The organism is Pseudarthrobacter sp. TE3704 (genome assembly GCF_056279405.1).
This window is the reverse complement of the sequence record NZ_JBWCCJ010000001.1, coordinates 33,724-57,299: the sequence shown is the minus strand read 5'-3', so window position 1 is coordinate 57,299 and position 23,576 is coordinate 33,724. Positions and strand designations below refer to the sequence as shown.

Annotated in this window: 25 protein-coding genes; 15 read left to right on the top strand and 10 right to left on the bottom strand. The window is 66.2% G+C overall.

Annotated elements, in window-relative coordinates; all coding sequences use genetic code 11:
• Positions 1-34: 34 nt before the first annotated feature.
• On the bottom strand, positions 35-532 hold the full coding sequence (gene rraA, locus ACZ9BC_RS00290) for a ribonuclease E activity regulator RraA (protein ID WP_476244225.1): 498 nt from the start codon (positions 530-532) through the stop codon (positions 35-37).
• Positions 533-654: 122 nt separating this feature from the next.
• Here rraA and ACZ9BC_RS00285 point away from each other — a divergent pair, with 122 nt between their 5' ends.
• The 7 genes from ACZ9BC_RS00285 (at position 655) to ACZ9BC_RS00255 (ending at position 7,117) form a co-directional block, all read left to right on the top strand.
• The gene (locus ACZ9BC_RS00285; protein ID WP_476244224.1) at positions 655-1,941 is read left to right on the top strand and encodes an MFS transporter; all 1,287 of its coding nucleotides are present in this window, start codon (positions 655-657) and stop codon (positions 1,939-1,941) included.
• Between the two features lie 139 nt (positions 1,942-2,080).
• Entirely contained in the window at positions 2,081-2,689 is a 609-nt protein-coding gene (locus ACZ9BC_RS00280; protein WP_476244223.1) for a TetR/AcrR family transcriptional regulator, read from the top strand.
• Between the two features lie 288 nt (positions 2,690-2,977).
• A complete protein-coding gene (locus ACZ9BC_RS00275; protein ID WP_476244222.1) occupies positions 2,978-4,177 on the top strand; it encodes an NAD(P)-dependent malic enzyme in 1,200 nt (399 codons plus the stop codon).
• Positions 4,178-4,274: 97 nt separating this feature from the next.
• Entirely contained in the window at positions 4,275-4,778 is a 504-nt protein-coding gene (locus tag ACZ9BC_RS00270; protein WP_079597996.1) for a DUF456 domain-containing protein, read from the top strand.
• A 39-nt stretch (positions 4,779-4,817) separates the two neighbouring features.
• Positions 4,818-5,192 (top strand): nuclear transport factor 2 family protein, encoded by a 375-nt coding sequence (locus tag ACZ9BC_RS00265; RefSeq protein WP_476244221.1) that lies wholly within the window; start codon positions 4,818-4,820, stop codon positions 5,190-5,192.
• Between the two features lie 49 nt (positions 5,193-5,241).
• The gene (locus ACZ9BC_RS00260; protein ID WP_476244220.1) at positions 5,242-6,324 is read left to right on the top strand and encodes a permease; all 1,083 of its coding nucleotides are present in this window, start codon (positions 5,242-5,244) and stop codon (positions 6,322-6,324) included.
• 25 nt (positions 6,325-6,349) lie between these two features.
• Complete coding sequence (locus tag ACZ9BC_RS00255; RefSeq protein WP_476244219.1) at positions 6,350-7,117, top strand: TIGR03943 family putative permease subunit; 768 nt, start codon at positions 6,350-6,352, stop codon at positions 7,115-7,117.
• Between the two features lie 8 nt (positions 7,118-7,125).
• Here the strand turns inward: ACZ9BC_RS00255 and ACZ9BC_RS00250 are convergent, their stop codons facing one another.
• Positions 7,126-7,332, bottom strand: coding sequence for a hypothetical protein (locus tag ACZ9BC_RS00250; protein ID WP_476244218.1), 207 nt, complete (start codon positions 7,330-7,332; stop codon positions 7,126-7,128).
• Positions 7,333-7,487: 155 nt separating this feature from the next.
• On the opposite strand from ACZ9BC_RS00250, the gene ACZ9BC_RS00245 reads away from it, so the two are divergent.
• Positions 7,488-8,465, top strand: coding sequence for a hypothetical protein (locus ACZ9BC_RS00245; protein ID WP_476244217.1), 978 nt, complete (start codon positions 7,488-7,490; stop codon positions 8,463-8,465).
• Here the strand turns inward: ACZ9BC_RS00245 and ACZ9BC_RS00240 are convergent.
• Positions 8,452-9,108 carry a LysE family translocator gene (locus ACZ9BC_RS00240; RefSeq protein ID WP_476244216.1) on the bottom strand — a complete coding sequence of 219 codons (657 nt, stop codon included), beginning with the start codon at positions 9,106-9,108 and terminating at the stop codon, positions 8,452-8,454. The two genes, ACZ9BC_RS00245 and ACZ9BC_RS00240, sit on opposite strands and share 14 nt — an antisense overlap.
• A 107-nt stretch (positions 9,109-9,215) precedes the next feature.
• On the opposite strand from ACZ9BC_RS00240, the gene ACZ9BC_RS00235 reads away from it, so the two are divergent.
• Complete coding sequence (locus ACZ9BC_RS00235) at positions 9,216-9,671, top strand: Lrp/AsnC family transcriptional regulator (RefSeq protein WP_079597989.1); 456 nt, start codon at positions 9,216-9,218, stop codon at positions 9,669-9,671.
• A gap of 49 nt (positions 9,672-9,720) precedes the next feature.
• Here ACZ9BC_RS00235 and ACZ9BC_RS00230 read toward each other — a convergent pair whose 3' ends face one another.
• Complete coding sequence (locus ACZ9BC_RS00230; protein WP_476244215.1) at positions 9,721-10,191, bottom strand: Lrp/AsnC family transcriptional regulator; 471 nt, start codon at positions 10,189-10,191, stop codon at positions 9,721-9,723.
• Between the two features lie 317 nt (positions 10,192-10,508).
• Between ACZ9BC_RS00230 and gluQRS the strand changes: the two genes are divergently transcribed.
• The 3 genes from gluQRS to ACZ9BC_RS00215 all read left to right on the top strand — a co-directional run bounded on the left by gluQRS (position 10,509) and on the right by ACZ9BC_RS00215 (position 12,396).
• Positions 10,509-11,387, top strand: a complete 879-nt coding sequence (gene gluQRS, locus ACZ9BC_RS00225) for a tRNA glutamyl-Q(34) synthetase GluQRS (protein WP_476244214.1) — start codon at positions 10,509-10,511, stop codon at positions 11,385-11,387.
• Positions 11,388-11,464: 77 nt separating this feature from the next.
• Positions 11,465-11,680: a transcriptional regulator gene (locus tag ACZ9BC_RS00220; protein ID WP_079597986.1), complete on the top strand. Its 216-nt coding sequence runs from the start codon at positions 11,465-11,467 to the stop codon at positions 11,678-11,680.
• Positions 11,681-11,742: 62 nt separating this feature from the next.
• Positions 11,743-12,396: an HD domain-containing protein gene (locus ACZ9BC_RS00215; RefSeq protein ID WP_476244213.1), complete on the top strand. Its 654-nt coding sequence runs from the start codon at positions 11,743-11,745 to the stop codon at positions 12,394-12,396.
• On the opposite strand, the gene ACZ9BC_RS00210 is transcribed toward ACZ9BC_RS00215, so the two are convergent.
• Positions 12,374-13,627, bottom strand: coding sequence for a low temperature requirement protein A (locus tag ACZ9BC_RS00210; protein ID WP_476244212.1), 1,254 nt, complete (start codon positions 13,625-13,627; stop codon positions 12,374-12,376). The genes ACZ9BC_RS00215 and ACZ9BC_RS00210 overlap by 23 nt on opposite strands.
• Positions 13,628-13,645: 18 nt before the next feature.
• Positions 13,646-14,962, bottom strand: coding sequence for an ATP-binding protein (locus ACZ9BC_RS00205; protein ID WP_079597983.1), 1,317 nt, complete (start codon positions 14,960-14,962; stop codon positions 13,646-13,648).
• Between the two features lie 215 nt (positions 14,963-15,177).
• Between ACZ9BC_RS00205 and ggt the strand changes: the two genes are divergently transcribed.
• Positions 15,178-17,007 (top strand): gamma-glutamyltransferase, encoded by a 1,830-nt coding sequence (gene ggt / locus ACZ9BC_RS00200; protein WP_476244211.1) that lies wholly within the window; start codon positions 15,178-15,180, stop codon positions 17,005-17,007.
• A gap of 107 nt (positions 17,008-17,114) precedes the next feature.
• Here ggt and ACZ9BC_RS00195 read toward each other — a convergent pair whose 3' ends face one another.
• Genes ACZ9BC_RS00195 through ACZ9BC_RS00180 form a run of 4 tightly spaced genes read right to left on the bottom strand, consistent with a single transcriptional unit; the run spans position 17,115 to position 21,890 of the window.
• Positions 17,115-18,626 carry an amino acid permease gene (locus ACZ9BC_RS00195; RefSeq protein ID WP_476244210.1) on the bottom strand — a complete coding sequence of 504 codons (1,512 nt, stop codon included), beginning with the start codon at positions 18,624-18,626 and terminating at the stop codon, positions 17,115-17,117.
• 10 nt (positions 18,627-18,636) lie between these two features.
• On the bottom strand, positions 18,637-20,052 hold the full coding sequence (locus tag ACZ9BC_RS00190) for an aspartate ammonia-lyase (protein WP_476244209.1): 1,416 nt from the start codon (positions 20,050-20,052) through the stop codon (positions 18,637-18,639).
• Positions 20,053-20,058: 6 nt separating this feature from the next.
• The gene (locus ACZ9BC_RS00185; RefSeq protein WP_476244208.1) at positions 20,059-21,117 is read right to left on the bottom strand and encodes an asparaginase; all 1,059 of its coding nucleotides are present in this window, start codon (positions 21,115-21,117) and stop codon (positions 20,059-20,061) included.
• A gap of 23 nt (positions 21,118-21,140) precedes the next feature.
• Positions 21,141-21,890 (bottom strand): FadR/GntR family transcriptional regulator, encoded by a 750-nt coding sequence (locus ACZ9BC_RS00180; RefSeq protein ID WP_476244207.1) that lies wholly within the window; start codon positions 21,888-21,890, stop codon positions 21,141-21,143.
• A gap of 172 nt (positions 21,891-22,062) precedes the next feature.
• On the opposite strand from ACZ9BC_RS00180, the gene ACZ9BC_RS00175 reads away from it, so the two are divergent.
• Positions 22,063-22,329 (top strand): helix-turn-helix transcriptional regulator, encoded by a 267-nt coding sequence (locus ACZ9BC_RS00175; RefSeq protein ID WP_476244206.1) that lies wholly within the window; start codon positions 22,063-22,065, stop codon positions 22,327-22,329.
• Complete coding sequence (locus tag ACZ9BC_RS00170) at positions 22,326-23,570, top strand: type II toxin-antitoxin system HipA family toxin (RefSeq protein ID WP_476244205.1); 1,245 nt, start codon at positions 22,326-22,328, stop codon at positions 23,568-23,570. Before ACZ9BC_RS00175 ends, ACZ9BC_RS00170 begins: the two co-directional genes overlap by 4 nt.
• Positions 23,571-23,576: the final 6 nt, after the last annotated feature.

Genomic DNA, 23,576 nt, shown 5'->3' with positions numbered 1-23,576 from the left:
TCCCCGTCCCGAAGAACTTTTTGGCGGCGCCCCGTCAGCGCTCCACGAGGATGCCGTCCGGGTCGCACCAGATCATGGCTCCGGTCCGGATGGTCACGCCGTCGATCACCACGTCAACGTCCACTTCGCCGGCGCTCGCCTTGGCACTCTTCTTCGGGTTGCTGCCAAGGGCTTTCACGCCGAGGTCCAGTCCCGCGATCGCTTCACGGTCCCGGATGGCTCCGTTGATAACGACGCCGGCCCAGCCGTTGGCCACGGCGCTTTCGGCAATCATGTCCCCCATCAGGGCTGTCCCCAGCGAGCCGCCGCCGTCCACTACCAGCACGCTGCCGTTGCCCGGTGTGGCCAGGGTGGACTTCACCAGGCCGTTGTCCTGGAAGCAGCGGATGGTCCGGACGGGGCCGCTGAAGTGTGAATGCCCGCCGAGGGACTGGAACTGCAGCGAGACCGATGCCAGTTCGTCGCCGCGCTCGTCGTAGAGGTCGGCGGTGTTGACGGCGGTGCTTTCCGCTGGAGTGGACGCTGCGCTCATGGTTCTCCTCAGTGCTTGGGCTGACGTTGCAGAGTGCTATTCCGCCATCAGACACGGCGGAGTGGTACCGCCCACGATAGTCTGATCCCGTCGCCTATCAGCCGTCCCCCGGGGAGCACGTCATGAGCCTGTCAGATACTCCCGCACCGCTGGATCAGGGAGCCGGGGCGCAGGGTACGACGGCGGCGCTCGCCGAGCCGACGCAAAAGGTCACCGCGCGCTGGGTCGCCGGGCTGGTGCTGGTCAACGTGGGCATCAACGCCGCCTTCTTCGGGCCCATCAACATCTTTATCGCCGAGCAGGCCATTGGCATCGACGAAACAAACAAGGAAGCCATCGCCTCCCTCGTACTTGGGTGCGGTGCCGCCGTATCCCTGGTGGCCAATCCGCTCTTCGGGGCGCTGTCCGACCGGACGGTCTCGGGTTTCGGCCGGCGTGCCCCTTGGGTGCTGGCCGGTGCCGTCCTGGCCGCGGCAGCATTGCTGGCGTTGTCCGGGGCCGCGGCTGTTGCCCTGATGGTCCTGTTCTGGTGCCTGGTCCAGCTCGGCGCCAACGCGGCCTATGCGGCCATCACCGCCGCCATCCCGGACCGGGTGCCGGTGCTGCAGCGCGGCGGAGTGGGGGGACTTGCGGCCCTGGGCCAAACAGCGGGCATCCTCCTGGGCGCTGTCTTCGGGGCGGTTGTGTCGGGAAACTATATGGTGGGGTATGCCCTGTGTGCTGCCGCCCTGGTGTTCTCGGTGCTGCCGTACCTGTTCCACCGGAATGATCCGCCGCTGCCCAGGGAGCTCCGGCCGGCTTTCTCATGGGGCAGTTTCATGCGCGGCTTCTGGATCAGCCCGGCCCGTCATCCGGACTTCGCGTGGGCATGGCTCACCCGCTTCCTGGTTAACGTCTGCAACCAGCTGACCATTGTGTACCTGATCTTTTTCCTCAGGGACGTCCTCAAGCTTGAGAACCCGGCGCTGGGTGTCCTGATCCTGACCGGCATTTATGCGGCGTTGGTGATGGTTACCGCGGTGATCGCGGGGCCGTGGAGCGATCGGCTGGGCCGGCGGAAGCCGTTTGTGATCGGATCCTCAGTCCTCATTGCCCTCGCGGGCCTCACTATGGCGTTTTTCCCGGTTTGGACCGGCGCCCTGGTTGGCGCCGCCATCCTCGGCGTGGGGTTCGGCGCCTACCAGGCCGTTGACTTTGCGCTGCTGACGCAGGTGCTGCCGCAGGCCGCCGACCGCGGCAAGGATATGGGGGTCATTAACGTGGCCGCCTCGCTGCCGCAGGTGTTCGCGACCGGCCTCGCGTTCCTCGCGGTGACGTACTTCGGGGGGTACTTCACGCTGTTCATTACTGCGGCTGTCATGGGCATCCTGGGTGCGGTGTTTGTCGTCAAGATCAAGGGCGTTCGCTGACCTGGGGTAACTCCGGAAGCTAAGCCCGCTGACTAATTACGGCACACTACCGTGCCGTATAGTTGAACCGGACTGCAGGCGGTTCGGGATGGGGACGCTCCTGGCTGCTGCACCATAGGAACACAACCCCGGAATGCTGATGCCCGAGACTATTTCAGACCATCCGCCCATGGCCGCACGGCCGTCCGCTCCTCGCCAGCGGCTCCGCTATACCCGCATCCTGGAATCCGCATCAGGGTTCGCCCGCAAGGGACTGGACTCGGTGGAGCTCTCGGAAGTGGCAGCCAAAGCTGATGTGCCGCTGGGTACCCTCTACCGGTATTTTCCTTCCCCCACCCACCTCATGCTTGCCCTCTACCGGCAGCAGCTCGACGAACTGCAGGCCGGTTCGCGGGGCGCCTCGGCCCGTTTCCGCGGCCGTGCCCTGGCGGGGTTGGTGATGGAGATTTTCCACATGCGCGTCATGCAGCCGGCAGTGGAACAGTGCCTGAGCCGCGGCGTCTACCTTCAGGACCGCGACACTACGTCGCTGCTGCGTGAGATCGACGCCCTTAGCGAGAAAGTAGTGGCAACCGCATGCGGGGACGCGGTTGCAGCGCGTGTTCTGTTGCTGACCGTCACTGGTCTGGTCCAGTCCGTCCGGAACCGCCGGCTTTCCCTCTTCGAAGCCGAAGAAGACCTCAAAAAGGCTTGTGCACGGCTTTCCCCCGGCACCCAAGCGGGGTTCACACTGCATCAGAGTGCGTAACCGGTCTAGTCCAATACGGCAATAAGTACGCCATAATCCCGTGGCGTAGGTCACAGTATGGCTTGGATAAACGTTTAGGCGCAGCTGCTAGCCGTCAAATCGGCCGATGACCTACCGCGCGCCTGCCTACCATGGGTCCACCGGAGCAACAGGGAGTGAACATCCCCGACGTTCCCACGGACCCGCCACCCCTGGGTTTCCTGTCGCACCATTTCCATTGCCTTGAGTCCGCCCGGGCTTGGGTCCCCATGTGCCGTGCGCGCACGGCGAGCACCAGGAGACAACGACGTGTCCATTGACGCAGCCACAGTTACTGACAATTCCGCAGCCACCGCCCTGACGGAAGCCGAAATTTTCGACGCCCACAAGGGCGGCAAGCTGTCCATCACCAGCACGGTCCCGCTGTCCAACAAGCGTGACCTGTCCATCGCCTACACCCCGGGTGTGGCCGAAGTCAGCCGCGCCATCCACAAGCAGCCCGAACTTGCCCGCACCCTGACCTGGGCCGAGCGCCTGGTGGTAGTGGTCAGCGACGGCACCGCCGTCCTGGGCCTGGGCAACATCGGCGCCAGCGCCTCCCTGCCCGTCATGGAGGGCAAGTCCGCCCTGTTCAAGACCTTCGGTGACCTCGACTCCATCCCCCTGGTCCTGAACACCAGCGACGTGGACGAGATCGTGGAAACCCTGGTCCGGCTGCGCCCCAGCTTCGGCGCCGTCAACCTCGAGGACATCGCCGCCCCGCGCTGCTTCGAGCTCGAGGAAAAGCTCATCGAAGCCCTGGACTGCCCCGTCATGCACGATGACCAGCACGGCACCGCCGTGGTGGCCCTGGCCGCCTTGACCAACGCCGCCAAGGTCACCGGACGCCCCCTCGAAGGCCTCCGCGTGGTGGTCTCCGGTGCGGGTGCCGCCGGCATCGCCGTCGCCGAAATCCTGCTGGCCGCCGGCATCACCGACGTTGTCCTGCTGGACTCCCGCGGCGTCATCAACAGCAGCCGCGCGGACCTTGCCGCGGACACCACCAGCAAAAAGGCCGACATCGCCCTGCGCAGCAACCCCCGCGGCATCACCGGCGGGCCGGCCGAGGCGCTCACGGGCGCCGACGTCTTCATCGGCGTTTCCTCGTCAAAGCTGGACGAGGCGCACCTGGCCCTGATGAACCAGGACTCGATCGTGTTCGCCCTCTCCAACCCGGACCCCGAAGTGCTGCCCGAGGTGGCCGTGAAGTACGCCGCCGTCGTGGCCACCGGCCGCAGCGACTTCCCCAACCAGATCAACAACGTCCTGGCGTTCCCCGGCATCTTCCGGGGTGCGCTGGATGCCGGTGCCCGCCGCATCACCCCGGCCATGAAGCTCGCGGCAGCGCGGGCAATCGCCGACCTTGCGGCGGAGGACCTGTCGGCGGACTATATTGTCCCCAGCCCGCTGGATCCGCGCGTCGCGCCCGCCGTCACCGCCGCTGTTGCAGCCGCGGTGACGGCGGAGTAAGCGCCCCTTCCAGCCTGGAAAATAACGACGGCGGCGCCTCCTCGCACAGGAGGCGCCGCCGTCGGGCGTTAAGAGGCTTCCCCCTAAACTGGGGACCATGAATTCCGAGACGGCGGTGACCATCCTGTGCGGCCTGGCCATCCTGGTGGGGGTGGCGGGGACAGTTATCCCGGTCCTGCCGGGCAGCATCCTGATCGGCGCCAGCTTGCTGGCCTGGGCCATCTGGGGCGGGGCAGGGACGGCCGGATGGGTTGTCTTCGCGGTCGCCATGCTGTTCGTGGCAGCAGGCATGGCCGCCAGCGCCGTGCTCACGGGCAGGAAGCTGAAGCAGCACGCCATTCCCAGCCGCAGCATCGTTGTTGCCCTGGTGGCCGGCGTGGCGGGCATGTTCATCATCCCCGTGGTGGGACTCTTCGTCGGCTTTGCCGCCGGCCTGCTGCTCAGCGAAGTCCTCCGCACCCGGAACATCGGCACCGCCGCCACATCCAGCTGGGCGGCCCTCAAGGCCACCGGGCTGGGGATGCTCGCCGAATTCGGTCTGGCCTGTCTGGCAGCCAGCACCTGGGTCATCGGGGTGTGGATCGCGGCCGTCAGCGGCTGAGCGCTTGCAGCCCGCCCGGCATCGGCGTAGAACGGGGAGATGACCGAGCCGGCTTCAGCCCTGGACCACGTTCCGGAGTGGATGAAAAGGTACCAGGCCGCCTGGACGAGCAACGAGCCTGACGATATCCGCGCCTTGTTCACGCCGGACGCGCGCTATGAGACCAGGCCCGGCGACCCGCACCCCTGGCTGGGGCACGACGGGATTGTTGAGGGCTGGCTGGCCGCCGGGGACCAGCCCGCGGACTGGACGTTCAGCTGGGAACTGCTGGGGGCCGACGGCCATACGGCCTTCATCCAGGGCGTCACCACTTATTCGGGGGACAGTCCCTCGTACGACAACCTCTGGGTGGTGCGGTTCGACCGCTCGGGCCGTGCCAGCTCCTTCACCGAATGGTTCATGGAACGGGCCTGACCCCGCCCTCGTCCTTGCACCATGTGGGCAGTGCCCCTAGCATTCCTGCATGAGCCAGCCCCGACGGGAGCCCCGCGCGGCAAAGCCGTCGCCGCCCGCCGTGGAAACGCGCCCGGCCCCGCCTTTGCCGCCTGCCGGGGCCAGGGAACTGGGCTGGCGCCGGCTCAACATCCTGCTGGCCCTGGCCATCGTGGCCTTACTGGGGTTCGCCGTCCGTGCCCTGGCCCCGGGGGCATTTGCCGGCCTCGAGGGCGCGGCGAGGGACTTCTTCACCCTCTCCATCAGCGTGGTGATCGAGTCCCTGCCGTTCGTCTTCCTGGGCATCCTGGTCTCGGTGCTGGTGCAGGTGTGGCTGCCGCCCAACGTCCTGTACCGCAGGCTTCCCGCGAATCCGGTGCTGCGCCGCCTGGTCCTGTCATTCCTGGGCATGCTGATGCCGGTGTGCGAATGCGGGAACGTTCCGATGGCCCGCGGGCTCATGCTGAAGGGCCTGAGCGTCGGCGAGTCGATGACGTTCCTGTTCGCGGCGCCCATCCTGAACCCCGTCACCATCATCACCACCCACCAGGCCTTCGGCTGGGATAACGGGATCCTCGCCGGGCGGCTTGCCGGCGGTTTGCTGATCGCCAACCTGGTGGGCTGGCTTTACAGCCGCCGCGGGACGGCCGGGGTCCTGAAGCCCAGCTTCGAGGAAGCGTGCGCCGTAGAGGTTAGCCGGCACGAGTCCGGGGGCAAGGTGCGGCGCAGCCTGCAGCTGTTCTCGCGGGAAAGCAACGCCATGATGCCGGCCCTGTTCGCCGGATCCGCGCTGGCGGGGCTGATCCAGGTGGCGGTGCCCAGGGAGGTCCTGGTCAAGCTCGGGAGTGATCCCCTTTGGTCCGTGCTGGCACTGATGGCACTGGCGTTCATCATCTCCATCTGCTCCACGGTGGACGCTTTCTTCATCCTGTCCTTTGGGGCCACGTTCCTGCCCGGGTCCATCGTGGCGTTCCTGGTCCTCGGACCCATGCTGGACGTCAAGATGCTGGCACTGCTGCGCACCACGTTCACGGCCGGAACCCTGCTGCGCCTGGTGCTGGTGATCTCTACCTGTTCGGCCGTCTTGGGGGTGGTGATGAATCTTGCTGGCTAAGGGCTTTGCGGGCCGGCAGGGCGTCATGCTGAGCCTGACCGGGATCGCCGCCACACTGGGGCTTGCGCTCACCGGAAAACTCGAGCTGTACATTCATCCCCGCTACGTTCCCTTCACCGTGGGCATGGCAGTGCTGGCTGCCGCGGCGTCGGTTGCCGCCTTCATCCTTGTCCCGCCGGAGGGCGCGGGCGGTGCCGCCGACGGCCACAGCCACGCCGAGGGCGGCAGCCACGGCCACCGCGATGGTCACCCTGGTGCGGGGACGGGAAGTCCCGGCCGCCTCCGTGCCGCGGGCAGCCTCCTGGCCGTCCTCGCCGCCGTGGTGGGGCTGCTGGTCCTGCCCCCGGCCACCCTGTCCTCCGAGGCCGCCCGGCAACGGGACCTCAACCTCTCCGGCACGTTGGGGCCGGCCATGACCAGCAGGCTCGTGGAGGAGGACCCGTCGTCGTTCGGTGTCAGGGAATGGGCATCCCTGCTCCGGCGCAGCCCCGGGGACGACTACTTCACCGGCAAGACCGCAACCGTCACCGGGTTCGTCACCGCGGCAAAGGACGATCCGCAGAACGTCTTCTACGTCACCCGGTTCGTGGTCACCTGCTGCACCGTGGATGCCCAGCCCGTGGGCGTCCCCGTGTACCGTCCCGGCTGGCAGGAACAGTACGCAGTGGACAGCTGGGTCACGGCAACCGGGGAGTTCACCTCCAACCCGGACGGTGACAGCAAGGTTGAGCTGCTGCTGTCACCGTCTTCCGTCACGGCCACGACCGAACCCGACCGGCCGTACGTCCACTGAGGCTCTTCCTAGAGTCCCAGGCCGCCGAGCTTGTCGCCCAACCCGCCGGGTAGCTTGCCGAGCAGGTCCGCAGGATTGATGCCCAACTTGGACAGCAGCCCCGCGTGCTGGTCGGTGTCCACCTGGTCCGGCAGTTCTGTCTCGGCCTGTGCGGCCTTATCGGTGTCGCCCTGGGACCTGAGGAGCTCGAGGATCTGGGCCTTATCGATCTGCATGGCATTCTCCTTGGATAGTCTGAAACTGCTAAGGGTGCTTACTACCTTCGCCGATACCGGGCTGTTGAACAAGGCCCAACGGAAGTTTCCGGCCGTTCTTCTACAGACAGCTGCAGCCGCCAACGCCCGGGCATTGTCCCGGTTAGCATGGAAAGATGACCGCCGGGGATACTGCACCGATCTACTGGGACAGGCGCGACCTCACCCCCTTTGGCCATGCCCAGCTGCGCACGCCGGTCCATGACCTTGCCGGGGGAGTGGGAGGCCTGCTCACGGGCGTGCTGGGAGGACGGAACCCCGCGCTGCTGTCCGTGGACGGGGACGTCCCGCGCCTGAAGATGCTCCTGCCCAAGCCGGCCAAAGCCGTCCACGAGGCCGTCTTCACCAGCCGGGAACCCGAGCGGCTCATTACGCTGGCCCGCGCCTATCCCGGATGGGCGGGCCTGTGCTACCTGATGGCCGGGCTGCTGGTCTACAAGCACGGCGGGTACCTGCGCGCCTCCGAGCTCCTGCAGCGCGGACTGACCACCAGGAACGAGGACGAGGCGAACCGCTATTCGTCCACGTACCTCACCAGGATCGTCACGCAGATCGAACTGGCCGAACGGGTGGAGATACCCGTCCTCTTCAGTGAGGAGTCGGTGTTCCTGGCACTGTCCCACTCGTTCCGGGAAACCGGCCGCACGGAGGCGGCGCTGGACGCCCTCACCGGCCTGCCGCCGTCGCTCCCCATGGCACTTGCCCGCTGCTCCATTGCCTTGACGCTGGGCCGCAGCCGCACGGTGATCGACTGGACCGAAGGTCTGCTGAACGCCGATGACCTTTCCGCCGCGCTGCTGCTGGTCCGGGCGCGCGCCCTCCGCAGGGAAGGCCGCTTTGAGGCAGCCCACCAGGCCATCGCCGAGGTCCTGCGGCGGCGCAAGACACACCTCGCGCTGCGTAACGACGCCTTGACTGACAGGGCGCTGCTGCTCCTGGACTCCAGCCGGCGCTCGCTGAACCCCCGTGACTGGGGCCGCCGCCGCCCGGACCCCGAGCCGCAGCGGGAGATCGCGGCCCCCGTTCCCATCCGCAAGGACGAAGAGATGCGCCGCATCTGGGAACAGGACTGGAAGAAGCTCAGCGAGGATTAATCGCTGAGGCGAGCAGTGGCAGGAGCTGCTCGCCGACCAGGACCACGCCCAGGACCACCATGATGATGCCGCTGGCCAGGGTCACAGCCCTGGCTGCTCCCGGCCGGCTCTGCAGCAGGGTGCGCGAAAGCAGTGCCACGGCCGTGTAGACGGCGCCTGCCAGGGCCACGAAGGTCATGCCTAAGAGGCCGGACTGGACAGGGACCGGCAGGGAGGCGTCCGCGCTGACGAACTGCGGGATCAGCGCCACGTAGAATAGCAGGCCCTTGGGGTTGATCCCGCTGGTGCCCATGCCCTGCAGGAACGTTCGAAGCTGGGTGGCGGCAGGGCGGCCGACGGCGTCTGCCGGGCTGAAGGAGGCGCCCCGCCAGGAGCGGAGTGTGCTGATCCCAAGCCACATCAGGTATCCGGCGCCGGCCAGGGTGATCCAGCCCAGGACGCCCGGCATGCCGGTCAGGACGGCGGCCAGCCCGGCCACGAGCAGGACGGTGTGCAGGACATAGCCGCCGCAGAGCCCTGCCACGGCGGGGACGAAACTGCGTTGCCGGAGGCCTGCGGTGATGGAGTACGCCCAGTCCACACCGGGCGTGCAGGCCAGGGCGGCGGCCACCAGCACAAAGGCCAGGAACAGCTCCGGATTCATGGGTTTCTCCTGTCAGCGGATGTCTCAGGAGAAACCTTAGGGACTTTCGGCGCAGAAGTGCTGTCCCTTTTTCGCCCGCCCCACTATTCAGGCAGTAGAATTCTTGCGTGCTGGACCATATCGACAGAAATATTTTGCGCCACCTCAAGGAGGATGGCCGGATGACGGCCACGGCGCTCGCCGCCAAGGTGGGCCTGACCGTGGCACCGTGCCACCGGCGGCTGCGGGATCTGGAGCAATCGGGCGTGATCCGCGGATACAAGGCGGACATCGACCCCGCAGCCGTCGGCCTGGGCTTCGAGGCGATCGTGTTCGTCACGCTGCGGCAGGTGGACCGTCCCACCATGGAGATCTTCGAGACCAGGGTGGCGGACAATCCCAACATCGTGGAGGCGCAGCGGCTGTTCGGGTCGCCGGACTACCTGCTGAAGGTCATCGCGGAGGACCTGCCGTCCTACCAGCGTTTCTACGACGCCGAGTTGACGTCCCTGCCGGGTGTGGAGCGCCTGACGTCCACGCTGGTGATGAAGAACCTGAAGTCCAACGCTGGGCCACCCGTGTAGGCGCCGCGGACCCGGGATCAGCAGCGGGTTCCGGGGCGTGTCCGTTCCGTCAGTCTGCCGCGAGCAGCCCCGTGGTGCGGTAGGGGATGACCTCCCGGAGGAACATGCTGGTGGACGTGCGCACGATGCCCGGGCACAGCCGGATCTCCTCGGATACCCGGTAAAGGTCGTCCGGGCTGGTGGCCACCACGCGGATCAGCAGGTCCGTGTCTCCGGCAGGTGCGTGGCACTCGAGGACTTCCGGGATTTCCCGAAGGGCTGCGATGGCCTCGTTGAGGTGGCTCTGGTCCAGTTCCGCACTGACCGCGGCCGCCACCCCGCGCCCCAGCGCCGAGGGGATCACCCTGCTGCTGTTGGGCCGCAGCGCACCCGATGCCGCCATCCGCTCCAGCCGCGTCTGCACGGTTCCGCGGGCCAGGCCCAGCCGCTGGGCCAGGACCATGATGGGAACGCGGGGATCCTCGTCGAGTGCCCGCAGGATCCGTTTATCGCTCGCGTCCAGTTGCTGCAATCTGATCATTTCCCGTCTGATTAGCGCCGAGGGGTTAGTCAAAGTGATCAACGAAATCCCGGGCAGTTGCACCAACTGTAGGTCTGCTGCTCAAATGATGGCAACAGGGCAAAGGCTACCGCCGGACCCCGCAGGCTACAGGCTTTCCGGCACACCAACCGGGCGCTGCACCCCGCTTCCCGCAAGGAAGCCGCCGCTGATTGACTCTTGTTCACGCATCGTCATTCCGCACCCCACGGCAAGAGCCCCTGAGCCACCGATCGTCGGATTTTCCGAAGGCATCGGTAGCTGAGGGGCTCTTGTGCTGTTCCCCTTAGGCTGGATCCATGACCTCCGCCGGCCGATTCGCCCCCAGTCCGTCCGGCGAGCTGCATGTGGGCAACCTGCGGACGGCCATCCTGGCATGGCTCTTCGCCCGTTCCACAGGCCGCACCTTCCTGCTGCGGGTTGAGGACCTGGACCGGGCCCGGGCGGGGGCGGAAGCGGAACAGCTGCGGGACCTGGAAGCCATCGGCGTCACATGGGACGGCGGAGTGGTCCGGCAAACAGGCCGCGGCCAGCTCTACGCCGACGCCATCACACGCCTGCACGACGCCGGCCTCACATACGAGTGTTTTTGCACCCGCCGGGAGATCCAGGAGGCGCCGTCCGCTCCGCATGCACCCCAGGGGGCGTATCCGGGGACCTGCCGGAACCTCGATCCTGCGGAGCTGGAGATCAAGCGTGCCACCCGGCCGGCCGCCGTCCGGCTGCGGTCGGACGTGCAGGAGTACACGGTGCAGGACCGCCTTCATGGCCTGTTCACCGGGCTTGTGGATGACTTCGTGCTGCGGCGCAATGACGGTGTCACCGCCTACAACCTGGCGGTGGTGGTGGACGATGCCGAGCAGGGCGTCGACCAGGTGGTCCGCGGCGACGACCTTCTCCCGTCCTCGCCGCGGCAGGCATACCTCGCATCGCTGCTGAATATTCCAGTTCCGGAATATGCGCATGTTCCCCTTGTGGTGAATGCCGACGGCGTCCGACTGGCCAAGCGCGATGGCGCGGTGACGCTGGGCGACCTTTCCCGTGCAGGCACCCCTGTTACCGCCGTCCGGGATCGCCTGCTCACATCGCTCGGACTCCCGGCCGGAACGCTCGAACATGCCCTGGATTCCTTCGATCCTTATGCGCTCCCCCGGCAGCCGTGGATCTGGTCCGCATAAAGCAGGCCGCACATAATCCCGGACCAGGCGTCAACGTTTGTTGACGCCCGCCGGGCTCGTCAACTAATGTTGACGGCATGGAGGTGGACCGGATGAAGACACTGGTCGGATCGATGGATGGAATGGGGCCCGCGGAAGCGCTGCAGGCAATCGCCGAGTTGCAGAAGGAAGTCCACCGGACGGAATCCTCGCTGGTACGGAGCGCCCGGCAGGCCGGCCTCTCCTGGGAGGCCATCGCACTGTGCCTGGGAGTCAGCAAGCAGGCCGTCCACCGGAAGTACGGCAAGAAGTAGCAACGCCCGGAGCCGTTGGTGCTGTGTGAGCCTACGCTGCCGGTTCGGCCTAGGCTTAGGACATGTCAGACCAGCATGCCGCGGAGCAGAGCCCGGAGCCCAGATTCACCGTTGAGACCGCGAAGGTCCTTGCCGAGGTGGCCCACAACCGGCAAAAGGACAAGCTCAAGCGCCCGTACAAGGACCACGTCCTCGCCGTCGGTGACGCCCTTGCCGATTTCGACGACGACATCCGGATTGCCGGGTACCTGCACGACATCGCCGAGGACACACCGATCACACGGCAGGCCCTCCTGGACATGGGCGTGTCCGAGCGGGCCGTGGAGATTATCGAACGCGTCACCAACCGGCTTCACGAGAACCCGGACGACTACCAGGCCGGGATCCGCGAGATCGCGGAGCACCACGACGCAGCCCTGGTCAAGATCGCGGACAACGCCCACAACTCGCTGCCCGAACGGGTCCAGGCCCTGGCCGAGAAATGGCCCGATAAGCCGCCGGTCACGAAGTACCGGGATGCCCGTCCCGTGCTGTACGCAGCCGTGGAAGTGGAAGAGGTCCGGAAGATCCTGGCGCGCGTGAACCCGTGGCTGCTCGAGGAACTGGACGACCAGTTGGATGAGGAAGACACTACGGACTACGAGAACCTGTCCTACGGGGAGTCGGACGCCGCCGGTGGGGCGGCGCTGGATGCTAGGACGGGCGGGGAGCAGTAGTCTCCAGCTTTTCCAGCGCGTGATGCAGCCGGTCTGAACCGCGGCGCTCATCGATGACGATCGACATGCCGAGCGCCACCACAATCACCAGCAGGCAGACCGGGACCGAAACTCCTGCCGCCGCCATGCCAACTGAGGCGGCCAGCGCCGCCAGCACACCTGCCGCCACGGTGATGACGGTGCGGTCCGGGCCCACCATCACGCTGTACAGCCAGGTCAGTGAGCCCTTGAACAACGCCACGGGAACCGCGATGCTGGCCACCGCCACGGCGCCGCTGATGTGCGCCTCGTGGTCGATGAAGTACGCCGCCACGTGCAGCCCGGCGCCGGTGGCGGCAATCGCAGCGAAGATCGGCATGTGGCCATAGCCGAACAGGAATGACCGGTGGCGCCGCAGGTGCAGCGCGCGTCCGGCGGGAAGCATGAAGTAGATCCACCACATGCCGAAAGCCAGGGCGGTGCCGCCAAAGCCAACCAGCGCGGCGTCCACGCTCCAGCCGTGGTTGGCCACGATTGCGCGGAGCGTCTCGATCGCACCAATGAGGCATTCACCCAAAGCGATGATGGCCAGCAGCCCGTACCGCTCGGCAATGTGGTGGGCGTGCCATGGGGTCCGGGCTTTTCGCTCCGCGGCATACGGGGTGGACATCTCCAGGATGATCAAGGGCACAATCATGAAGAACGTGGTGGGAACGTCCGCCTCGATGATCAGCACCGCGATCCAGCCGAGCTGCACCAGCGCAAGGTACTTCGCGTAGCGCAGGCATGTCTCGCGTCGCGCCGGGTCCTGCCTGGCTGCCCGCAGCCACTGGGCAACCAGTGCCAGCCGCATGATCACGTAGCCGCCCACGATCACCGCGTTGTCCACATGCCTGCCTTCCACCAGGGAATGGAACATGGGCTCGATTCCCATGGCAAGGATCAGGACGCCAACGATCTGGATCATGGTGACCACGCGGAAGATCCAGTCATCGGTGTCATAGGCGCTGGCGAACCACGTGAAGTTGATCCACGCCCAGATGACGGCGAACATCGCGAAGGAGAACCCCATCAGGCCGGTAACGAAATGCGCCTCGGCGATTTCATGGGCGAACTGGCTGCCGGCAACACCGAAGGCGATGACGAAGGTCAGGTCGAAAAAGAGCTCAAGTGGTGTGGCCGCGCGGTGCTTTTCATGCGGATCGCGGCCGCCCATGCGCGCCATGGCATGCCGGAGGGGGTTGGAGGACATGCTTCAAACGTTACTGCCTTACACGCGGCCCAGTGCATCGATGTCTTCGAGGAAGTCCTGGTGGACTTCCTCGCTGACGGTGGTGCGGGTTTCGGCGATGGCGTCGAGGTAATCCTGGGTGGCGGGGCCTTTCCGGACGGCCTCCCGGACGGAAAGCTGCCCTCCGGAGGCCAGCCCGCCGTCGTCGTACACTGCTTTTTCCAGCGCACGCTGGGAGGCGCTGCGGGCGGCGTACTCGATGTCGGCGGGGGAGAAGCCCTGGGTCCGCTCCACCAGAAGGTCAACATCAACGGCGTCCACCACGGGGGCGGGGATGAAGCGCTGCCACATCGCTTCACGCGCCTGCCGGTCCGGCAGGCCGATGGGGATGACGTAGTCAAACCGGCCGTGGCGCAGGAAGGCTGTGTCCAGGGCGCGGATGAAGTTGGTGGCGCAGACCAGCAGGCGGCCCGGCTGTTCGCGGAAGGCCGGGATGATCTTGAGCAGTTCGTTGGTGACGCCCTGCAGCGGTGACGGCGGCTCACCCGAGCGCTGTGAGGCGATTTCCTCCACCTCGTCGATGAACACCACGGCGTGTTCCAGCTCCGCGATCTCCAGGAAGGTCTCGCGGAGGGCACCGGCCAGGCCTTGCGGATCGGCCGCGAGCCGGGAGGGGAAGACTTCCACGAAGGGCCACTCAAGGCGGGAGGCGATGGCCTTGGCGAAGGTGGTCTTGCCGGTGCCGGGCGGGCCGAAAAGTACGACGGCGCGGGGCGGAACCACCCCGAATTCGTCGGCGAGGTCGGCCTCGGCCAGGGGGAGCACCAGGCGGCGTTCGAGTAGTTCCTTCTCCTTGCGCATGCCGGCCACGTTTTCCCAGAGGTCGCGGGCCAGGACGCGGCCGCCCAGCTGGCCCAGGGCGCCAAGTTCCTGGCGCTGGACGGGAATGGTCCGTTCGAAGTAGCGCAGGTTCTTCTTCAGCGCGAAGCCGCGGCCCAGGAATGCCTCCACCCGGGTTTCCGATTCCGGCATCAGCGCGGAGAGCTTGTTGAGGCCGTGTGGGGCCATGCGGTTTTCGACGGCGGCCAACAGCGAGGTGCCGATCCCCCGGCCGCGGTATTCAGGCAGGGTGGCGAGGAAAACGATCCAGCCCTGGTCGTGCGCGGCGCGTCCGACGGCGGCCCCCACCACCTGGTCGCCCTGCACTGCCACCACGGCGTGGTCCTTTTCGCAGGATGCCAGGACCTCGGAGAGGGCGTAGACGGGTTCCACGTTGCTCGCCTTCAAGGTCTCCCAGAGGTGCAGGATCCCGTCCAGGTCCGAGGAGTGGAAATCCCTGATCCGCCAGTTGGTCATGCTGTTTCTCCCGAGTGGTTCGACGTTGAACTGCGTGGTGGAGTCCCTGTGATGACCCGCACAGGAAGCATAAGCGATCTACGCCCGATCGCAGGTTGCCGGCCCGTTGCATGACGCTTGCCCGGGCGGGTTTTGGGGTAGGCAAAGCCGTTGAGAGGCCCATGCCCGAGGAGTAGTGTGATGCGCACCTCACACGAACCCAATCAGGAGCAACCATGCCACATCTGGGACGCCGGCTCGGTGCCGTTACGGCGGCGCTGGCGATGAGCGTGACCACTGGAGCACTGGCGAGCCCGGCCTCAGCCCATCCGCGGCAGGCCGACAACGTCGAAAAAACGCCCACAGCAACCGGCTACGGAGGCGCCGTCAGCACCGTTGACCCGGACGCCTCCGCCGCGGCCATCGAAATCCTCCGCAAGGGTGGCAACGCCGTCGACGCCGCCGTCGCCGCAGCCGCCACCTTGGGCGTCACCGAACCGTACAGTGCCGGCATCGGCGGTGGCGGCTACTTTGTGTTCTACGACGCGAGGAGGGGCAAGGTCCGCACCATCGACGGCCGCGAGACCGCGCCTGCCGCCATGCCTCCAGATGCTTTCCTGAAACCTGGCACGACCGAGCCGTACCCATTCACCAAGCAGGCAACCAGCGGAATTTCCGTGGGGGTACCCGGTACCCCGGCAACATGGGAGCGGGCCTTGGACCGCTGGGGAAGCCTCAGCCTCGCCGAAACCCTGCGTCCGGCCATTGAAGTAGCAACGGACGGCTTTGTGGTGGATGAGACATTCCGCCAGCAAACTGATGAAAACGATGAGCGTTTCAGGCCGTTCGCCGCGACTGTGGAGCTGTTCCTCCCCGAAGGCAAGCTTCCCGTAGTCGGTTCCATCCTGAAGAACCCTGACCTGGCGGAGACATATCGTGTTCTGGGTCAGGAGGGGACGGACGCCTTTTATGAAGGCCCGATTGCGGAGGAGATTGTTTCCACCGTCCGGAACGCGCCGACAAACCCGGATCCGAATACCCTGCCCGGACCTGCAGGCGTCATGACAACTGAAGACCTGGATGACTACGAGGCCCTGGACCAGGACCCCACCCATGTTGAGTACCGCGGATACGACGTCTACGGCATGGCCCCTTCCAGCAGTGGCGGCACCACCGTGGGCGAGGCCCTGAACATCCTGGAGGTGTTCGACCTTCCCGCTCTTGCCAACGACAAGCCAAAGGTCCTGCACCACTACCTTGAAGCCAGCGCCCTCGCCTTCGCCGACCGCGGCAAGTATGTTGGCGATCCGGCCTTCGTGGACGTTCCTACGGAAGAACTCCTCGACCCGGTGTTCGGCAAGGAACGGGCCTGCGACGTTGATCCGTTGAAGGCGGCGCCGAAGCCGGTGCCAGCCGGAGACGTATCTTCCTACGATGGTGTGTGCGATCTGCCCGCCGCTGCGCAGACCAACCAAACGGATACCGAGAGGCTATCAACCACCAACCTCACCGTTTCCGACAAGTGGGGCAACGTGGTGGAGTACACCCTCACCATCGAGCAGACCGGCGGGTCCGGCATCGTAGTCCCCGGTCGCGGCTTCATCCTGAACAATGAACTGACGGACTTCAATGTCCCCGCCAACCCCACAGATGCCAACCGCATCGAACCGGGTAAACGTCCCCGCTCCTCCATGTCGCCAACCATCGTGCTGAAGGACGGCAAGCCGTTCGTCGCGCTCGGGTCGCCGGGCGGTGCAACGATCATCACCACGGTGCTGCAGACACTCATCAACCGGATCGACCTCGGAATGAGTATCTCTGACGCACTTGCAGCGCCCCGCGCCTCACAGCGCAACTCGGCAACCCCCCAGGCGGAGCCGGCATTCATTGCCGCCTATGGTGATCAGCTCAAACAGTACGGGCACCCGCCGTTCAGCTCCGTTGCGGAGCTCGGCGCTGCCACGGCCATTGAGTTCCTGCCGGACGGACGTACTGTCGCTGCAGCCGAACCAACAAGGCGCGGCGGCGGTTCTGCGATGGTGGTAGAGCCCTCATGGCATAAGTAGCGATAACCGCGATTCCCGTTAAAACCCCGACGGCGGCACCTGAGGTTCTGTAGCTCCAGAACCAAAGGTGCCGCCGTCGGGCGTTGCGGCGTGTTAGCCGGCGAGCACTACTTCTTGAACGTCTCCGCCGGCGGGTTGGCGACCACCGGGGAGATGCCGGTGAAGCCTTCGCGGGTTTCGGCGATGTCGCGGATGCGTTTGCGGCAGGCGTACCAGCCGAAGACCATCAGGATCGAGGCGATGGCGGTGACGAGCATGGTCAGGGGCGATTCGATGAAGACCATGACCAGCACGCCTACCAGGAAGAGCAGGGAGAGGTAGCCGGTGTAGGGGGCGCCGAACATGCGGAAGGAGGGGCGTTTGAGCCAGCCCTTGTTTGACCAGCGGTGGAGTTGGATCTGGCACAGGACGATGGTGGCCCAGGTCATGATGATGCCCACGGAGGCGACGTTGAGGACGATTTCGAAGGCATCGGCGGGAACGAGGTAGTTCAGCGGGACGCCCAGGAGGGAGACGCCTGCGGTGATGGCGATGCCGCCGTAGGGGACGCCTGCTTTGTTCATCCGGGACGCGAACTTGGGGGCGGAGCCGTTGACGGACATGGAGCGCAGGATCCGGCCGGTGGAGTAGAGCCCGGCGTTCAGGGAGGACAGGGCGGCGGTGAGAACCACGAGGTTCATGATGACGTCCACGCCCTGGATGCCGATGGAGCCGAAGAAGGTCACGAAGGGGCTGACGCCTTTTTCGTAGGAGGTGTACGGGAGCAGCAGGGCCAGGAGGATGACGGAGCCGACGTAGAACACGGCGATGCGGAAGACCACGGAGTTGATGGCCTTGGGCATGATTTTTTCGGGGTTTTCGGTTTCGCCGGCGGCGGTGCCGACCAGTTCGATGGAGGCGTAGGCGAACAGGACGCCCTGCATGAGGATGATCATGGGCAGCAGGCCGTTGGGGAAGATCCCGCCGTTATCGGAGATGAGGCTGAAGCCGACCTGTTGGCCGTCCACGGGGGTACCGAAGATGACGAAGTAGGTGCCCACGATGAGGAAGATGACCAGGGCGGCGACCTTGATCAGGGCGAACCAGAATTCCATTTCGCCAAAGACCTTGACCGAGACCAGGTTCAGGGCCAGGACCACGACCAGGGCGATCAGGGCCCAGGCCCATTGCGGGACCGCTGCCATCCAGGGGATGTAGTTGCCGAAGAAGTTCATGTACAGGGCCGCGGCGGTGATGTCCACGATGGTGGTGGTGGCCCAGTTGATCCAGTAGAACCAGCCGGAGACGAACGCGGCTTTTTCGCCGAAGAACTCCCGGGCGTAGGAGACGAACGAGCCCGAGGAGGGCCGGTGCAGGACCAGTTCGCCCAGGGCCCGGAGGATCAGGAACGCGAAGAACCCGCAGACCGCGTACGCGATGACCAGCGACGGGCCCGCGGCGTTCAGCCGCCCGCCGGCGCCCAGGAACAGGCCGGTACCGATCGCACCGCCGATCGCGATCATCTGGATCTGCCGGGGTTTGAGGTTCTTGTGGTAACCCTTGTCCTCGGCATGCAACGCCGACTCAGAAGCATGGGCCTGCGGCGGGACTGTGTGGTCCGTGATGGGGGGATTTGTCATGGGGGATGTCCTATTTGCTGAGGTTGGCAAGGCGTTCGGGGCTAAGGAGTTCCTGGAGCTGGGTGTTGGTGAGGAGCCCGTGTTCGAGGACGAGCTCGGCCACGCCCTTGCCGGTGGCAAGTGCTTCCTGGGCGATGGCGGTTGCGGTGGCGTAGCCCAGGTGGGGATTCAGGGCGGTGACCAGGCCGATGGACTGTTCCACTGTGAGGCGGAGGTGTTCGGTGTTTGCGGTGATGCCCCGGATGCAGCGGGCCGTGAGGGTGCGGCAGGCTGCTTCCAGGTGGGAGATGCTCTTGTGGAGGCTGTGGACAATCACCGGTTCAAAGGCGTTGAGCTGGAGCTGCCCGGCTTCGGCCGCCATGGTGATGGTGACGTCGTTGCCGATGACTTCGTAGGCCACCTGGGAGACCACTTCCGGGATCACCGGATTGATCTTGCCGGGCATGATGGAGGAGCCGGACTGCACTGCCGGCAGGTTGATTTCGCCGAAGCCGGCGCGGGGGCCGGAGGAAAGCAGGCGGAGGTCGTTGCAGATCTTGGAGAGCTTGACGGCAACACGCTTAAGCACGCCGGACAGGTGCACAAACGCCCCTACGTCCTGGGTTGCCTCGATCAGGTCCGGCGCGGTGACCAGGGGCAGGCCGGTGATCTCAGCAAGGTGCCTGCAGGCTGCCGCGGCGTAGCCGGCGGGGGCGTTCAGTCCGGTTCCGATGGCGGTGGCCCCGAGGTTGATCTCGTGGATCAGCAGTTCGGCTTCGGCCAGGCGGAGCCGGTCTTCGCCGATGGTGATGGCGTAGGTGCCAAATTCCTGTCCCAGGGTCATGGGCACGGCGTCCTGCAACTGGGTGCGTCCCATCTTCACCACGGTGCGGAACTCGAGGGCCTTGGAGGCGCAGGCTTCCTCGAGTTCGGCCAGGGCGTCCAGCAGTTCCCGTGCGGCGAAGATCGTTCCGAGCTTCACGGCGGTGGGGTAGACGTCGTTGGTTGACTGGCTGAGGTTGACGTGGTCGTTGGGGTGCAGCTTGGCGTAGTCGCCCTTGGGGTGGCCAAGGATTTCCAGCGCACGGTTGGCAATGACCTCGTTGGCGTTCATGTTCGACGACGTCCCGGCACCGCCCTGGATGACGTCGACGACGAACTGGTCGGCGAGGCGGCCGTCCAGGATGTCCTGGCATGCCTGTTCGATGGCCGCGGAACGTTCGGCGTCCAGCAGTCCAAGCTCCCGGTTGGTGCGGGCGGCGGCGAGTTTCACCGCCGCGAGGCCGCGGACCAGGTGCATGTTGGAGGAGAGCTTCTGGCCGGTGATGGGGAAGTTCTCCACAGCGCGGAGGGTGTGCACGCCCCAGTAGGCGGCGGCGGGGACGTCGCGGTCGCCGAGCAGGTCATGCTCGGAGCGGATGTCCGCGGCGGTTTCGATGATAGTCATGGGTCCTTACGGGGCTTCGTTGACGGGTTTGGACAGGAAATCAGTGGCTTGAAGCTGGCCGACCTGGTGGCCGCCGCCCAGCACGGGCGCCGTTGCAATGGCGGCGAGCGGCGCGGTGTCCACACCGACGGCTTCCAGCAGTTTGACGGTGGCGGGCATCCGGGCGCGGTCGCCGCCGTCGGAAATCTTGACGGCCACTGCGCTGCCGTCGGGCAGGCCCACCAGCTGGACGCCTTCGAAGCCGTCCTTTGCGACAGCGCCCGGGAGCAGCCGCATGAGCCCGGTGACGTCGCGCCCTTCGCCGGCCACCATCTGCGGGTGCTGCTGCATGGCGAGTCCGACGGCGGCTTCCGCGCTAGGTGCATCAGGCGAGGCGCCGTCGTCGGACGCGTTCCCAAGGGGACCGGCCGCCCGGGCGAGGCGGCCGAAGGCGCGGGCCATGCCGCGGAGGGTCAGTGCGAACAGTGGGGTGCCGCAGCCGTCCGTGCTGATGGCAAGGGGCTGCTCGCCGGCCAGGTCGGTGACGGTACGGGCAACGAGTTGCTGCAGCGGGTGGGCGGGGTCAAGGTAACCGCGGACCGGCCAGCCGTTGATCACGCAGGTGGCGGCCATGGCGGCGTGCTTGCCGGAGCAATTCTGGGTGAGCTGGGTGGCGTGGCCGCCGGTGCGGAGCCATTCCTCGCGCTCGGCCACGCCGTAGGGCAGGTCCGTGCTGTTCTCGAGGTCGGTGATGGCCAGGCCGTGCAGTTCGAGGATGCGCAGCGCGCCGTCCCGGTGTTCGGCTGCGCCGGAGTGGCTTGCCGCGGCGAGCGCCAGGAGGTCCGCGGGGAGTTCGAGTCCCGCCCGGATCATGGCGACGGCCTGGAGCGGCTTCAGGGAGGACCGGGGGTAGAACGCAGCCAACGGATCGCCTGCTGTTGCCTGGATAGAGCCGTCGGCGGCGAGGGCGATGGCCGAGCCGTAGTGCACGCTTTCCACGAGGCCGTCACGTATGGCGGCGACCAGGGGCTGGTGCTGCGGCAGGGCGGCAGCAGTGTGGGCAGCAGAAAGCGCAGGGGAGAGCATGAATTCCTTGAAGGTTGCTGGAGTTACTTGTTCAGGATGGAGTCGAGGGCAACGCCTACGGCGTGCAGGTGGTGGGCCATGGCGGCGCGGGCGTCTTCCGCGGAGCCGGCCTCGATGGCGGCAAGGATCTGCTGGTGTTCGACGTCGGAGGCGTGCTGCCGGTCTGCCACCATGTTCAGGGTTTCCGACTGGTGTGCCAGGGCGTCACGGATATCGGCCACTACGCTGGCGAACACCTTGTTGCCGCTGGCGCGTGCAATGGCAGCGTGGAAGCTGGAGTCCAGGGCAACCCAGGATTCCGGATCTGTTTCGGTGGCCATGGCGGCCACGATGTGGCGGAGGGTTTCCAGTTCCTCGTCGGTACGGCGCTCGGCCGCCAGTCCCGCTGCCGGAACTTCGATGTGCGGTCTGGCCTCCGTGAGGTCCCGGGCTGAGTACTGGCCGAGGGTGAGGTCATTGGCCACCTTGTTGGCCACAACGAAGGTGCCTTTGCCCGTCTTGGTGACCGTGAGGCCCAACGCGGTGCAGGACCTCAGGGCTTCCCGGATCACCGAGCGGCTGACCCCGTACTGCTGCGAAAGCGTGGCCTCTGAGCTGAGCTTGCTGCCCACGGCTACCAGCCCGGACTCAATATCCTCGCGGAGGGCGTTGAATACTGCCTCGGCAGCACTCAACCGCGCCAAGGGGCGCGCCGCGGCGTGGCTGGCGGCCATTCCGCGGGCGGCTGCTCCGGCTGCAGGCTGTCCTGCTGTCCGGCTGTCTGACAGGTTCACGCTTTAAATATGGCACCGGTCACACGAGGTGTCAATGCGGGGCTCCGCGTGAGGGTATTCTGCCGCAGCGGAAAGGTACGTTCGTGCCGTTTTCCCCTTTTCTTCCAGGATGCCCGGGCGTATCCTCTCAGTTAAGTAGAAAGATCGGCACGATCGTACCTATCGGAGGGTCATGATTCAGGAGCTTCCCCGGATCCTGGCCGCGGAAGTAAGGTCGCGGCGAAGCTCGCTCGGCCTCACACAGCGGGACCTGGCCGACATGGCCGGCGTTTCCGAGCGGTTTGTCCGGTTTGTGGAGCAGGGTAAGCCGAGCGTCCAGCTGGATTCGCTTCTTGCGGTCCTCACCACGCTCGGGCTTGAGCTTCAGGTCGCAACGAAAACCAGCCAGGCCCGCGGTGCCGATCCCGCTCTCGGAGCCCGGGAAGCGGCCGTGCCATGAGGCACCGCATCGCTGACATCTACAAGGCCGGTGTGCTGGCGGCCCGGCTGGAAAGGCACGACGGCGGAACCCGCTTCAGCTACCTCCCTGCGTATCTCGCATCGGGGGGACCCGCCGTCGCAACATCCCTGCCGCCCACCAGCGAGCCGGTCCTGTCTGCTGCGGGCGCCGCTCCACCTTATTTCACCGGCCTCCTCCCGGAGGGCCGCCGGCTCAATGCCCTGCGGCGGTCCATCAAAACCAGTGCCGACGACGACCTGTCCCTCCTCATCGCGGCGGGTGGAAACCCTGTGGGCGACGTCCAGATCGTGGGTCACGGGGAGCCGCTGGACCCCGATGAGCATGCGGTCCAGCTGGATCCGAAGCTTCCCGTGGACTTCGACCAACTGCTCGGTGACCCGGATCTGATTGACCCCGTTGCGCTGGCCGGCGTCCAGGACAAGCTGTCTGCCGGGATGATTTCCCTGCCCGTGGCAAGCGCCGGGAAGCGGTTCATCCTGAAGCTCAACGCTCCCGAGTTCCCGCACGTGGTGGAGAACGAACTGGTGATGTTCCGCTACGCCGCCAAGCTCCGGATCCCGCTGAGCCGGGTCCAGCTGATCAGGGATGTTGCCGGCAGGCCTGGGCTGCTGGTGGAACGATTCGACCGGGTGCCCGTGCCCAATGGACGACCGGACGACGTGTTGCGCCTCGCTGTGGAGGACGGCGCGCAGGTGCTGAAGCTGTATCCGGCGGACAAGTACAACGTTGGCTACGGGCAGGTCTGCCACGCGCTGGCGGACCATTGCTCCGCGCCCCTCCCGGCGCTTCGGAACCTTGCCATCCAGGCAGCGTTTGCCTGGCTGACCGGCAACGGGGATCTCCACGCCAAGAACGTGTCCATGGTCCAGCATCCTTCCGGGGAATGGGCCATCGCACCGGTGTACGACATCCCCTCCACCGTTGTTTACGGCGACAAAACCCTGGCTCTGACCATCAACGGCAAACGGACGGGCATCTCGCGCCGCCATTTCCTGGGATGGGCCGCGGAGCTTGGACTTCCCGAGCGCGCTGCCGTCCAGGTGCTTGAGCTAGCACTGAAAGCGTCGGGACCGCTGGTGGCCGACCTGGAAGCAGGGACCGCCTTCGCCGCCGTCAACACCCAGAAGGACAACGACGACGGCGCCTCACCCTTCCCCGATATGGTCACCAGGGCGTGGGTCAAGGAGCTCAAGCACCGCCGTCGCCTGCTGGAAGGGTAGGGGTCG